Here is a 13,086-nt window from a genome sequence, read left to right on the forward strand (position 1 = left end):
ACGAGTTGTTGCCCGAGTCAGTGCCGACTCGGCCGCGCGTGTGTTCTGGTGATCTTGCCGCCGCCCGAGGGAAGGAGTTGCGACGATGCAGCCGACAGCGTGGTACCGGGCTCGGATCGCGATCATCGGGACAGTGGCGGGCCTCGTCACGATGACCGGCGGTGCCGCGGTCCAGGCCGACCCCGACCCGCACCGGGCCGATCTGCAGCAGGCACTGGACGCCGCCCTCGACCGGGTCAGCGCTCCCGGTCAAGGGGTCCAAGCCGTCCTGCTCAAGGAGGGCCGGATCGTCTGGTCCGCCAACCGCGGCATGGCGATCATGAATCTGCATCCGCCGAAACGCGTGGACGACTCGACCATGTTCAACTACGGCAGCTTCGGCAAACTCGTACTGGGCGCGTACACCCTCCGCCAGGTCGAACTGGGCAAGCTGAACCTCGACGAGCCGATTGCGAAGTACGTGGGCAACGAAATCGCCGGGGCGAATGTCGTGACGATTCGAATGTTGTTGTCCCACACCGCGGGCTACCACAATGTCTATGCCGCTCCGGAAACGATCTCCCTGTTCGCGCCCGGCACCGAAGGAGCTCCGATCGGCACCGCGCCGGTGCATTATGATCCGAACACGCCGTTCACTTTCGAGAAGCTGAACGCCGGAATCCACGAACCGGACCACCCGGGCACGAAATTCGCGTACGAGAACACCAATTACCTCGTGCTTTACCGAGTGCTGGTCGAACGTCTCGGCGGTCTCGATGCCGTCCAGCGTGGAATCACCGAATTCCTCGCGGCCGCCGGCGCCGCCGAGCCGGAGGACGGAACCCAGATCACGCAGGACCGCTACGCCGAGCACACCCTGGAAAACATGGCCCACGGATACCAGCCACTCGACCACGACCGCGGTTTACAGGACTACAACACCGCATACGGCGCCATCGGCATCCCGGTCGACAGCATGGGATACCCATTCGGCGACGGCGCCTTCGGCGGAACCGCCCTCGGCGCCGCACAGGTACTGGACGCGTTGTTCGTACGCGGCGCGCTGCTCCAAGCCTCCACCGTAGCGGAAATGAAAAAGCCGACCGAACAATCACTCCGGACCGGAATGCCGTACGGACTCGCCACCATGACCAACGAGTTCGCCGGCCGGACATGGAAAGGCCACCCCGGCGGATTCACCGGTTTCACGTCGACGGTCTACACCGACCTCGGCACCGGCGCGACCTTGGCCGTGGTGACCAACCGATCGGGAACGGACGCCGACTCGGACCAGATCTGGGAAGAACTCGCGAAGGTGTACACCTCGAACTCCCGGTGAGAATCGAGCGTCGCTCTTCAGGATCCGTCGGGACTGTAAGACGAGCGGTGCAACTCCCGATCATGGAAGTGCACCTGATGACCGAGATGATGTCCGGCGTGGAGAACGCTGCGGAGTCGACGCCCGAGACGGGCCTGGACGGCCAGCTAGTCGAACAGTTGGTGGGCTGAAGCTGACCGGGGTGGGTGGAGTGTTGCAGCAGCTGACCAAGCGACTGGAGTCCGCGCTCGAGGGTGAGATCACCGACCACCTTGGCTACGGGCAAACACGACCCGGCCGGGCGCGGGAACTCGCGCAGGCGGCACCCGGGCGAAGACCGTGCTGACCGAGGTGAGCCCGGTGCAGATCGAGGTGCCCCGTGACCGCGACGCCAGCTTCCAGCCGAAGATCGTGGCCAAACGGGGAGAAACGCCTCACCGGCCCCTGGACCCGGTGTATCCGGTGATCTTCGTGGACGCGATCCACGTCAAGATCCGCAGGCGGCAAGGTCGCGAACCGGTCCGATCTACGTCGCATTGGCGGTGACCTGCGAAGGTCGCCGCGACATCCTCGGCCGGTGGGCCGACAACGGCGGCGAGGGCGCCAAATACTGGCTGCACGTACTCATCGAGTTGAAGAATCGGGGTCGCCGACGTGCTCATGGTCGTCTGCGACGGCCTGACCTGCCTACCCGAATCGATCGCCGCGGGATGGCCACAAACGATCACCCAAACCGGCGTGGTTCACTTGCTGCCCGGGAGCGGTTCGCCGAGACGTGGGGTCCTCGATACCCCGCCATCGTCAGGTTGTGGGACCACACGTGGGCCGAGTCCGTGCCGTTCCTCGCCTTCGACCCCGAGATCCGGCGGGTGATCTGCTCAACCAACACGTCGAGAGCGCCAGCGCCCGCGCCGTGAAAGCCCGCGGACACTTCTCCAACGAGCAAGCCGCGCTCACCTGCGTCTACCTGGCGATCATTGTTCCCACGAGAGAAGGGCCGGCCAGATGCCAGAGTCGGACGCCAGGACATACTTGGCCGCGCTGGAAGCCATCACTGTGGAGCCGGCGAAGGCCGAGGACCAGGCTTGCCAAGGAACTCGCCGACAAGGAGCACGACCGGGCTCTCCGGAGTCACCGTCAAGCACCCACGAGAGCGACCGCAACCGGCACGGAGTTCGAGAGATCCGGCGCTCTACGCGTTCCTGCCGCGCCACCTCGATTCGCGACGGCGGTGGAACTGGAGGTTGGCAAGCCTCGGGAGACAGCAGGACGTCGAATCTGACGTGTTCCGCCCGGCGAAAAACTAGTTCTTGCCGACCCACTTGAACAGGCCGACGAGCCCACGAACGATCACCGTCACATTTCCGTGAGACAATCGAAAACCGCAGACAGAAAAGTGGCTTCGAATCGGCTCCGCTAGGCGGCGAACTCGAAAGTCGGTGGCAAGGACGGCCGGCTCAGATCAGGACAAAGCAAGTCGGGCAGCGCGACCGGCAGCACCGTAGATCAGCGCCCAGGGCAGCCCGGCTGCCACCACGGCCGACAACACCGCGACGAACTGGGCAGGCCGTGTGGTGAGGTGCCGCTGGCAACCCCATTCCCCTGCGGCCTACCCAGTTAGCCTTGACCAGGCTCCGAGAACTCAGTTCTTGTGCCCTTTCCACAACTCCCACTGGCCGTTGGGGTTCGTCCCTTCCGGGTTCCGCACGCACGAGTAGTCCCAGCCCTGCGGAATTTTCTGCTTGCCGGCTTCCAGACACACGTTGTAGGACTTGTAAAATCCTACGACGGACCAGTCATTGGCAGCGGCCGCGGTACCTGCGGCAGCGATGCTGGCCGCAGCGATTCCCGCCGCGGCCAGCCCGCCGACCAGCATCTTACGAACCATATTCGGCCCCACGTCTTTCTCTCGGATTTCGACGATCACGGGTGTCGTCGCCAACACCTGAACACTATCAACTGAGGTTGAGGACCACGCGATCCATGCTGAATGCGTCAACCAACAGGCAATAGCTGTGCACTTTTTGCACAACAGCCCTGAGGCCGCATTTCGTTTGGGCATCGTCAGGCAGGCGATATCGTTGATCAACGACGTCCGTTGCAGAGAAACGGCTCCAAGAGCCGTTGTGCCTGCTGGCGCAGCCGTTGTTGCCCGAGGTGCCGCCAACGCCACCAAGGCGGCCGCCAACGCCACCAAGGCGGCGGCCGACGGCGATGAAGGCGCATTGCCGTTGTCGAAACGACCTCGGGTGTGCGTAGATCCCTGACCTGTCGCTGGTCATTACCTGAGGGTCGAGGGGAAAGTGCCCACCCGGCCAGGTGGGCCGTGTGACCCGACCGGGTGGGTACCGGCCTGCATCCGACCGGTCGTCGAACGCCGCCACACCGCGATAGAGCGACCTGCCACCGGCATGGAGGAACAGGCGGGCCGTCGGCCGTCGGAAGTTTCGTTTGGTGCGGCGAGCCCGCGAGTACCAGCGTGGAGCGGGTGGCCGCGCTTCATGATTGAAACGGCGACGTTGCCACTAACTGGTGATCGCCACGTCCCGCCGCCAGCAGCCGCCGCTCGGATTCGGCTGAACGGGCGCCAGTCGACGTTTGTCGGGCGACGATGTGTGCGGTGGAACTCTTCGGCTGTCTCCAGGACCGTCGAGAGTGGAGCCTCCATGCCGGGCTCGGCGGCGTCTTGGTGTCCGAGGTAGGTGAAGTAAGTGATCTCGTCCTTGTCGAGTCCGTTGGCCGGCTTGAGCCAGTTCCGGTCGGCACCGGACCAGTGCAGCATTCCCCGGTCCCCGCGGACACCGACGGTCAGGCTGCCAGCGGAGTCGTCGCGTGCGAAAAGGACCCAGCAGACGCCGAACTAGTCCGGGTCGTGTTCGGTGGTGGTGATGCGTTCGAGCTGCGGCCGGGCCGACGGAAGTGCCGCGACGTCGTGGCCGTCCGCGTCAGGCAAGGCGGTCTTGGTCATTTCCTCCCCTCGTAGGTGTGGCTGAAGGGTCCGCCTTGGTGATCTGTGCCGTGAACAGTAAGCGAGGTACCGCGCGGCAGGTACGCGGGCAGTGCCTCCGCACAGCCTGGCCGGGCCGATCTCGGTGCAGGGCACGTTGTTGATCACCAGGTCGCTGTGCGTTTTCCCGGCATGATCAGGTCGGCGGCGGCCTTGATCTCGACGTGCCAGGAGAGGGAGGCTGCCGGGTGGATTCCCACGCGCGCCCAGGCGGTCGCGCGTGGCGGGCGTGTGTGATGTCGGTGCCCGAGGTGAATTGGTTGACGTTTCTGTCGGCGTTGCCGATGGTGCGTTGTCCTGCTCGACGCGCTCCGCGCACCATGCCGCTTCCTCAGGAGTGATCGAGCTGTCTGGGGCTGTGACGGTCTCCGGGGCGGCCATCGGCTGGGGTGCCGGGGCAGTGGGTGTTGTCGCGGGTTCGGTGTGGCGTGCGGCCACGGACCGGATGGTCTGCCGTACCGCGGCGAACGTGGCGTCTGCCTCGCTGATGGCGTCCAGTATTCCCCGACTCCCTCGGTGGCCAGCGAGATCCGTCAAACACCCGCCGGTCACTTCGCGAGTGCCGAGGCGCGGAAGGCTTCTCGTGGGTGAAGTCGCACGTCTACCGGAAGACGGCGGGCACGGTGCTCGACGAAGCGGGCTACTCGCCACGCCAGATCACCGACTTCCTCGGGCACGCCCGGCCGTCCGTTACTCTCGACCGGTACGTCGGCCGGGGCGCGGTGGCACCGACCATCGCCGACGTGATGGAAGACCTCTTGTGACCGTCCCGGCAAAGTGGGGCGTAAGTGGGGCACTTGATCTTCACTGCGCCCGGCGCCGGGACGCTGAACAGGCAAAACAGTGCCCCCGACGAGGCTCGTACAGCATCCGCACCAGCGCCGCTAACACGCTGAGCAGGCAAAGTACTGGTAGGAGACATGGTTCGCATAGTCCGTTCTGCGTGGTGCGCGATCTCCGGCAGATCGTCGGCCGGAAGCTTGATCTCGATGCGGACATTGTCGGTGTCGCCGATGAGGCGGACGCCGAGCTGGAGGATCTCGAGTAGAGGCCTGAGCTGATCTTCCGGCCCATCAGCGAGGTTTAGCGCGAGGAACGGCAGGGCATCGAGCAGGGCGATGCTGTCCTCTCCTGGTTTGCCGGGCTCGACTTCGTCGGCAGCATCCAAATCTGCTATTGCAGTGATCGCTGCCTTCTTCTGGGTCTCCAGTTCGTTGTACGTGGTGCGCAGTCCCTGCGTGAATGGGTCCTCCGGATCGCCTTCTTGCGCCTGGCGAAGAACTGAAGCCTGCCGCCGGGCAAGGTCGGTGACGACACGATTCAGTCGTTCACGGTCTGCCTGACGTTGCAACGCCACATGGTCATCCAGCCCGTCCAGATCCGCGGCAAGCATTTCACGACGCTGCGGTCCGAAGACCCTCTCGGCAACGAACTGGGATACCGCATCGACGATGGATGACTCGCGGAGGTAGACAGCCTTGGGATGTCCTTCATATTTGTCGGGCCTGCCCCTGTTGTTGGACTTCGGCCAACACGTGTAGTACGCCGTGTCGCGTCGAACAACACCGAACATTCTCCGCCCACACCCGCAGAAGACCATGCCACGTAGGAGGTAAGTGCGGGCGCTCTGAGGATGAACGTTGAGTTCATTGTCGGTACGTGAGCCGCGGCGAGCCTGGCGGCGGGCATTGAGCTCGTCATACATCCATTTTGGAATGAGCGGCTCGTGGGTCGGCTTGGGAGACCATACCCACTTGATCGGATCGTTGACCTTGCCTCCCTTGGACCGCCGTGCACGCCTGTTGAACACCTGATACCCGGTGTACTTCGGGTTCCTCAGGATGTCGTAAACACTGGTTTTACCCCACGCCTTGCGTGCACGTTTGCCACCAGGCGGTTCGGGAGGAGGGTAGCTCGCGAGATCGGCGTTCAGGCGGTCGGCGATATCTCCGTAGCCAAGCCCCTCGTGGTAGCGCCAGTTCGCTATCTGTGTAACGGTTCCCGACTGGGCGCCGTCGCGCTCAAGCCGAGTCTTCGTGTGCCCCTTTGCCGCCTTCGACGGGTTCGGGTGCGGAATGATCTTCGCCTTGTAGCCGTATGGAGGTTTACCGATGTTGTAGCCCTCGCGGACATGCGTACACAGGCCGCCCCACGATTGCTCAAGCATGTTGAGAACTTCGTACTCAGCGATGGATTGGTTGATCCGCCGTTGCAGCACACGTTGAGCTCGGCTACCGGACAGAGTGATCGGCTCGTTGGAGGCGAACAGAGGGATGTCGGCGCGCTCGAGCTCCCGCTCGATAGACATGTTCTCGTAGGCACGGCGCGCGACGCGAGAAATGCTTTCGCAGATCACTACGTCGAATCGGCGGCCCGGTTGAGCTGCTTCGGCAAGCAGATCCGAGACACCGCCATCGCGGGCGATCGGGATGTCGAAGCGCTCGTAGTTCTCACCGCGCCCGCGTTGATCCAACTCCAAACGACCTGACTCGACGTCGTAGAAGTTGGCCACGATCACCCACGATTCTGGCAGCGCGGTCCGACAGTTGCCGACCTGGCGAATCAAGGATTGTCGCGGATCTTGTTGGTCCTCGGTGGAGGTTCGGCCGAGCACTGCGACACGCACTTCGTCACGCATCAACGCAGCGGTCGAGGATCCCAAAGGCGACACGGCATAGTCCGAAAGCCCTGATGGCCCCGACACCGCGACACGTTGGGTACCCCGATGCTCGATGCCGGGAGCAGGCGGGTTCACCGCAAGATTGTCATCAATATGCATGTGATCAGTCGGCCTCCGCCCTGCTAGTCCGGCGGCTTCGGTCGTTACCGATCAACATGTCACGCCGCCCGTTCATGGTTTGCGTCCGCAGTTCGATTTGCGGTGACCTGTTGCTGGGCCCAACGCAGGAGGTCGGCTAGGGCGTTGGCAAGCTCCCCGCGAACCCGTGCGCCTTCAACACCATGCACGTACGCAACAATGCCGGTGAATCGACGTTGCCCACCACGGAACTGCTGCTCATGACGCCAAACACTATCGCCGCCAACAGTGACATTGTGTCGGTGAAATGGACGCACATCGGCAGTTGCACTATCGTCGCCCTTCCGATCACCGACATGGGGCCGGAGCTTTCCGTGCCGCGTGCCGGTCATCGCTTGCCTCCCTCGTCGATGGTTTCCCACGTTGCCGCCGAATTTCTTCGATGTGGGCCCGAAATCTTAGCGTTGATCCGCGCAAAATGGAGGCCCCGAACGAGTGGGCCCCGACCAGCACCAGGACGCATCGACAGACTGCCGTCGTCGGTCACGGCAGACCACCAGCCACCTGGCCGTGTCCATCGATACGCCGGATGGCGACGGCGTGGTAGGCCGGGTTGGTGTCGATACCGGTGAAACGGCGGCCAAGCTCGCGGGCGGCAACTCCAGTGGTGCCGCTGCCGCTGAACGGGTCCAGGACATGTCCGCCCGGTGGGCATCCGACGGCGATACACAGGCGCGGGATCTCGAGCGGAGAAGGTGCGGGGTGCCCGGACCGAGTTCGGTCCGGCGGAATAGCCCACACATTTCCCGGGGCGCACCGGCGCTGCCCAAGCATCGGAATAGGGGGACACGGTCCGCAGTCGGACCGGGCGCGGTCGCCGGGGCAGGACTGTCGGATTGGGTCGAGGGTGAAGTAGTAGTCCGGTTGCGTGACGAACAGGAAAACCATCTCGTGGCGGGTCGCGAGCCGATCCCGGATCGGCGTCGGCGTGGCGTGCGGTTTGTGCCAAACGACCGCTGACCGCAAGATCCAGCCGTCGGCCTGGAGCGCGAAGGCAACGCGCCAGGGCATGCCGAGCAGGTTCTTGTGCGGCACATCAGCGACCGGCCGGTAACGCGGCTGTCCCGGCTGGCCGGGAGTGGCGCATCGGTAGCCGTCGGAGTTGGTCGAGTAGCTGTCGCCGAGGTTGATCCACACCGTCGCCTGCGGAACCAGCACGCGTCGCGCTGCCTCGAATACCGCACGGATGTTCTCGATGTATGCGTCGGCTGTGGGTTCCCGCCCGATCTGCCGCCGTTGCCCGAGTGGCCCATAGTCGCGCAAGCGCCAGTACGGCGGACTGGTCACCAGGCAGTCCACCGAGTTGTCCGGCAGCTGGGCCATCCCGGCTTCCGCGTCCGCGGTGTAGAGAGCGACCTCATCGTGTCGGCGACCAATCAGGATTGGCGAGTTCACGCAGCCTGTCCCTTCTCGTCCGTGGTGAGGCCGAGGCGGCGAAGACCGATATCGTGGAACTCGGGGTTGAGGTCGATCCCCACGTAGGACCGGCCGAGTTGCCGGGCTGCCATGCCGGTGGTTGCCGCTCCGCTGAACGGGTCGAGCACGACACCGCCGTCCGGGCATCCAGCAGCGATGCAGCGCAACGGGATGTCAACCGGGAATGCAGCGAAGTGCGCCTCGCGGAGCGGACGGGTCGCGATCGCCCACACATCGCCGGGGTTCTTCCCACGGCGGTGTGCGGCGGCGTGCTGTGTACCGGTGGGACGCATCGCAGCACCGGGTCGTTTCCTGGCAAAGGGGGTCTGCTCATCGTATTTGCCGCTACCGCTGCGGCGGCTGGTGCGAGAACGGCCAAGGCGGCTGATCCCGGGGGGTGCGAGCGGTTCGCGGATCGGGTCGAGGTCGAAGAAGTACTTCTGTTGCTTGACCAACAGGAAGATCATCTCGTATCGGTTCGACAGCCGATCCCGGACGGATTCGGGCATGGCGTTGGGTTTGTGCCACACGATCGCGTTGCGCAGAATCCATCCGTCGGCCTGCAACGCGAACGCGACCCGCCACGGCATGCCCACGAGGTTCTTCCGCGGAAGGCTCTGCATGCGTGCCGCCCCCGCGCGCCGCACGGATTCGCGTAACGGTGCCGCTGCGGTGCATCCGGACAAGGTGCTGGCCCGCATCGGGTCCGCGACCCGTCCCGGCGGCTCGGTGGAGTAGGAGTCGCCCAGGTTCAGCCATACCGTGCCTGTATCGGAGAGGACGCGGTGCAGTTGCGCGAAGACGCCGCGAAGCCGGGCGATGTAGTTCTGCGGGGTCGGCTCGAGACCGTGCTGGTCATCCTCGCTCCGCGCGCCGCAGCGCCGGCACACTCCCCCACGATGTGCGGCGGACCCGTGCGGTATTGGGTAAGGAGCTTCATTCCAGGGCGTGTTGCTGCCGGCTTCGGCGAGATGAGCGCAGTCGGGGTCTCCGCCGATCCACGTTGCTGTGCCGTAGTCGCGGAGACCCCAGTACGGCGGGCTGGTCACCACACAGTCCGCCGAGCGAGACGGCAAACCAGCCAGCGTGGCGGTGGCGTCGCCGGTGTACAAGGTGACCGCATCATCGCGGTAGTGAAGAGAACTGGTCGTGTGCTGAGTCATGCGGTGATCTCCCGGCAGGCGGAGTGATGAGCTGTCCCTTGGCGACGTCGGCGTCTCCCGGTCTGCGTTCAAGCGGCCTCGGGCATCCGGCGTCGCGCCCGCGTGGGCAGCGTTGGGACGGCGTGTTTCAGCGTCGGCTCGCATTCCTCGGGGTCGGCCCGAAATACGAGCACGCAGTGGTGCGCCGACAACGCGATCGGATGGCCCAGACCGCGTTCGGCGCGTCGGGCGGTGCGGCGGTCGGCAAGTGTGGCGCGGGTGTACACCCGGCCTCGCCGCACGGTCGCGGTCAGGGCGAGACACCGCGCGATCGGAGCCAACCCTACGGCGGTGCCGACAGCGGCGATCTGGCTGGCAACGTCGAGCAGTTCGTGCCGGACAGCGTGCCGGTACGGGGCGCTGGTGATGACCACATAACCGCCCGGGCGCACCAGCTGTCGGTATTGCGACAGCAGTACTGCCAGCCGGTTGAGCGCACCGGCGACGTCACCGTTCGGTCCGGACAGGCGCAAGGTGGTCAGCAGGAGGTCGACGCGTCCAGTCATGCCCGCTGTCACGGCAGCTGCAGCGGTGCCCTCGCGTCGGACGAGGACCATGCCATCGACGGGCGCGCCGCGCGCCTTCGTGGCAGTCACATTCGTCCGAGCCACACGCCACCATCGGCGCTGCCCGGTCAGCCCGATCGCATGTCGCCCGCAACGCAGTGCCTCGACTACGACGGTCCCTGCCCCGCAGTCCGGATCGAGCACAACATTGCCCGGCAAGGTGAACGTCTCGATGACGTGACGAGCGATCGCTGGGGGCATCAGCGCCGCGTCCGTGCCGGTCGCTTCGTGATAGCCGCCCTCATCGAGCTGACCAGCCGCCCGGACTGTTCCGGTCGGCCATACCGAGGCCAGAACTGGCCCCTCCGGCCCCTGCCAGGCCGACCGAGGAGGCTCTGACTCGCCACGCTTAGACATCCGAGGTCTCCGTTCCGCCCGTCACGCCACCCTCCGGTGTGGGAAGAGGTCGCCGCGTGAACAGGATGAGGTCCCGGTGGTCCCGGCGAAGGGGAAGTGAACCGGCCGCGCCGGTCCGCGCCGGGAGGGCATGCGGACGCGTCGCGGAGCTGTCTCCGTCAATCCCTGCAGGGTGCGCTGCCGGGTCGGATGTCGGCGCGGTCAGGACGGCAATGTGGTCGAGGCATCGCAGCCCGGAGGCATTGAACGTGCCCACCAGCACGGGCAGCGGGTCGAGCAGCCGGCCACCGCACGTGTCACTGTGTGTCACCACGGCGACGAGGCCGCGAGTGGTGAGCAGAGCGTCCCAGTCGGTGTGCGCGAGCCAGTCGGTGGCATGTGGATCGAGTGCCGTGATGATCAGATCGAACCCGCCGCCGGGTCGGTCACTGGTGAGCCTGTCCCGATGCGTGGAGTCGGTGTTCGGGTCGGGCACCGGGTGGAGGCTGAGCCGACTGGGTCGGGGTCGCGACCCCGACCCAGTGCGGGTGGGCCCGGAGCGGTCGGTGCCGCCGTTCGGGTAGTCCGGTGCGCGTGCTGCAGTCGCTGCATCTGCGCCGCGGCCGAGCCTGGCCACGGTCCAGACCGCTTCGCTCAGTCCGCGGTAAGGATCTCCGTCGCGCACTCGGTCCGGGGACGGCAGGGATGCCGGTGGGGTGAGGAGAAGGACGCGATCGCCGGGGCGGGTGTAGGTGGTGACGAGGGTCAGGATCGTGCGCCCGAGCCAGCCGATAAGCAGTGCGGTGCCGGGCAGCGCCTCGGCGTCGGCGAAGGGCCACAGAGCGGTCGGACGCGTCGTTGACAAACCTCCGGCAGCGACGGTTCCGGCGGACGCGCCGCGCCAGCTCCGACCGGTGCAGCCCGGGGCAGATGTCCGGCGATGGGGCGTCCGGCCGTGGCGGCGCCGGGGTTCGCGGTGAGGTGTCGAGGTCATCGGTGGCCTTCCTCGCGGGCGTGCTGTGCCAAGTCACTTCAAGAGGCCGGTTTCGAGGTCGATTTTGGACACCGAAGAACACCGATTCTTGCGAGCACCCGGGAACACCCCAAGCATCGCGAACCATCAGCTCTCTGTCGAAATTCCGCGCCGAGTTCGACGTGAATTTGACCCGACCAGGCCTCGCGCAGACCTACTAAACCAAGCTTAAAAGCGCAGTTCACTGCCTACTAAAGCCGACCAATAGCGACCTGCCTAAACATCCGCCGATCTCGCCTTCTTTAGTTCGCGAATCAGCCCGAACAAGCAGGTCTCCTTGTTCTTTTCTTGTCCTGAATCCGGCTCCCTGACTGGGCCCAGCGCAACAGCTCAGACAGGAGCAGGAAATGACTGCCGATGAGAGCACACCTCGTGCAATTCGACCCGATCGCGACAGGCACGAGTGGCTGCCTTTGGACACGGCGCGCGATGTGTTCGGCTGGTTGGTGACCGGACCGAATCCGATGGCCGTGCACGGAGCACGGTTCGCCGGGCTGCCGCGTCGGCCGGTGCCGTTGGACGAGTTGCGGGACCGGCTGATGAGCAAGCAATGCCCGCCGCGGACCCGCGATGACGTGTGGGCGCATCTGGTGCTGCGTTCACGGGCGAAAGGCGGCGCCTGGACGGTCGCTTGCGTGGGGATGGCTCTACCCTCGCTGGCGGCCAGTGCCCGGTGGCTGGCCGCGCGATATCGAGGTGATCGCGCGGATGCCCACGCGGCCGTACTCGCCGGATTCGTGCAGGCGTTGGCGACCGTGGATTTGGCCGATCCCGGCATCGTCGTCCGGCTGCACTTCGCTGCGCGTCGCGCTGGTCAGGCTGCGTTGGAAGAGTCTCTCGACGCTCCGCAGCCCGTCGACACGGGCTTCCACTCCGCGGCTCCCCGACCGCCGTACGGGCACCCCGACTTGGTGCTCGCACGCGCAGTCGGGGAGGGAGTCCTGACACCGACCGAGGCGGATCTGATCTCGGCGACCCGGTTGGGCGACGTCTCGATCACCGCCTGGGGCACCGCGCACCGGCGCGAGTTCTGGGCAACCCACAAGGCCCGCCAGCGGGCCGAACACCGACTGGTTTCGTGGCTCACCGACTGCATTCTGGACCGGGGTTCCGAGGACCCGGTCGCGGACACAGTCCTGTCCTCGCTCGTCGGTGAGGAGGCACACGCAAGCACTGAAGCCGAGAGCTCCTCCTCACGCGCAGTGAGCGGTCGTCGTCGCAACGGCCGCCCTGCCACCTCGAAGAAACCTTCCCGCTTGGTGTCCAAAAACGACCCGGAATCCGGCCTCTTGGGGCGCGGGGAGATCCCACCCAGCTCTCCGCGTACTGCCGAGCACGAGCCGACTTCGGAGGTGCGCCGATGCGCGTGACACCCCGCCCTTTGACCGAGCGCACGGTCACGCCGTCACGC

The 13,086-nt window shown here is 65.6% G+C and carries 10 protein-coding genes and 4 pseudogenes; 4 read left to right on the top strand and 10 right to left on the bottom strand.

Going from position 1 to position 13,086, the window contains the following annotated elements; translation table 11 throughout:
- The first annotated feature begins 85 nt into the window (after positions 1–85).
- Both OO71_RS29085 and OO71_RS53395 read left to right on the top strand, forming a co-directional pair.
- Entirely contained in the window at positions 86–1,318 is a 1,233-nt protein-coding gene (locus OO71_RS29085; RefSeq protein ID WP_033293121.1) for a serine hydrolase domain-containing protein, read from the top strand.
- Between the two features lie 163 nt (positions 1,319–1,481).
- Positions 1,482–2,315, top strand: a pseudogene (locus tag OO71_RS53395) (transposase); the annotation flags it as partial.
- Between the two features lie 624 nt (positions 2,316–2,939).
- Here OO71_RS53395 and OO71_RS29095 read toward each other — a convergent pair.
- From OO71_RS29095 to OO71_RS53565, 4 genes and pseudogenes are all read right to left on the bottom strand, one after another.
- On the bottom strand, positions 2,940–3,239 hold the full coding sequence (locus OO71_RS29095) for a hypothetical protein (RefSeq protein ID WP_162186119.1): 300 nt from the start codon (positions 3,237–3,239) through the stop codon (positions 2,940–2,942).
- 13 nt (positions 3,240–3,252) lie between these two features.
- Positions 3,253–3,579 carry a hypothetical protein gene (locus OO71_RS50370; protein ID WP_156096586.1) on the bottom strand — a complete coding sequence of 109 codons (327 nt, stop codon included), beginning with the start codon at positions 3,577–3,579 and terminating at the stop codon, positions 3,253–3,255.
- Positions 3,579–4,118, bottom strand: a pseudogene (locus OO71_RS53400) (Imm1 family immunity protein); the annotation flags it as partial. The gene OO71_RS50370 and the pseudogene OO71_RS53400, both read right to left, overlap by 1 nt.
- Positions 4,119–4,261: 143 nt before the next feature.
- Positions 4,262–4,387, bottom strand: a pseudogene (locus OO71_RS53565) (hypothetical protein); the annotation flags it as partial.
- A 474-nt stretch (positions 4,388–4,861) separates the two neighbouring features.
- Here OO71_RS53565 and OO71_RS52435 point away from each other — a divergent pair.
- Positions 4,862–4,954: pseudogene (locus OO71_RS52435) on the top strand (hypothetical protein); the annotation flags it as partial.
- Here the strand turns inward: OO71_RS52435 and OO71_RS49295 are convergent.
- The 6 genes from OO71_RS49295 to OO71_RS50380 form a co-directional block, all read right to left on the bottom strand.
- Positions 4,945–7,083 carry a recombinase family protein gene (locus OO71_RS49295; RefSeq protein ID WP_156096587.1) on the bottom strand — a complete coding sequence of 713 codons (2,139 nt, stop codon included), beginning with the start codon at positions 7,081–7,083 and terminating at the stop codon, positions 4,945–4,947. The pseudogene OO71_RS52435 and the gene OO71_RS49295 overlap by 10 nt on opposite strands.
- A 59-nt stretch (positions 7,084–7,142) precedes the next feature.
- The gene (locus OO71_RS50375; RefSeq protein ID WP_156096588.1) at positions 7,143–7,454 is read right to left on the bottom strand and encodes a hypothetical protein; all 312 of its coding nucleotides are present in this window, start codon (positions 7,452–7,454) and stop codon (positions 7,143–7,145) included.
- A gap of 151 nt (positions 7,455–7,605) precedes the next feature.
- Positions 7,606–8,517 carry a DNA-methyltransferase gene (locus tag OO71_RS29115; protein ID WP_051792430.1) on the bottom strand — a complete coding sequence of 304 codons (912 nt, stop codon included), beginning with the start codon at positions 8,515–8,517 and terminating at the stop codon, positions 7,606–7,608.
- Positions 8,514–9,701, bottom strand: a complete 1,188-nt coding sequence (locus tag OO71_RS46635) for a DNA-methyltransferase (RefSeq protein ID WP_034263444.1) — start codon at positions 9,699–9,701, stop codon at positions 8,514–8,516. Before OO71_RS46635 ends, OO71_RS29115 begins: the two co-directional genes overlap by 4 nt.
- 68 nt (positions 9,702–9,769) lie before the next feature.
- The gene (locus tag OO71_RS29125; RefSeq protein WP_084145370.1) at positions 9,770–10,663 is read right to left on the bottom strand and encodes a DNA methyltransferase; all 894 of its coding nucleotides are present in this window, start codon (positions 10,661–10,663) and stop codon (positions 9,770–9,772) included.
- Positions 10,656–11,138, bottom strand: coding sequence for a hypothetical protein (locus OO71_RS50380; RefSeq protein ID WP_156096589.1), 483 nt, complete (start codon positions 11,136–11,138; stop codon positions 10,656–10,658). Before OO71_RS50380 ends, OO71_RS29125 begins: the two co-directional genes overlap by 8 nt.
- A gap of 1,001 nt (positions 11,139–12,139) precedes the next feature.
- Between OO71_RS50380 and OO71_RS29135 the strand changes: the two genes are divergently transcribed.
- Positions 12,140–13,045, top strand: coding sequence for a hypothetical protein (locus OO71_RS29135; RefSeq protein WP_245633808.1), 906 nt, complete (start codon positions 12,140–12,142; stop codon positions 13,043–13,045).
- The last annotated feature ends 41 nt before the right edge of the window (positions 13,046–13,086 follow it).

Source organism: Amycolatopsis jejuensis (assembly GCF_000717335.1).
In the GTDB taxonomy this organism is placed as follows: domain Bacteria; phylum Actinomycetota; class Actinomycetes; order Mycobacteriales; family Pseudonocardiaceae; genus Amycolatopsis; species Amycolatopsis jejuensis.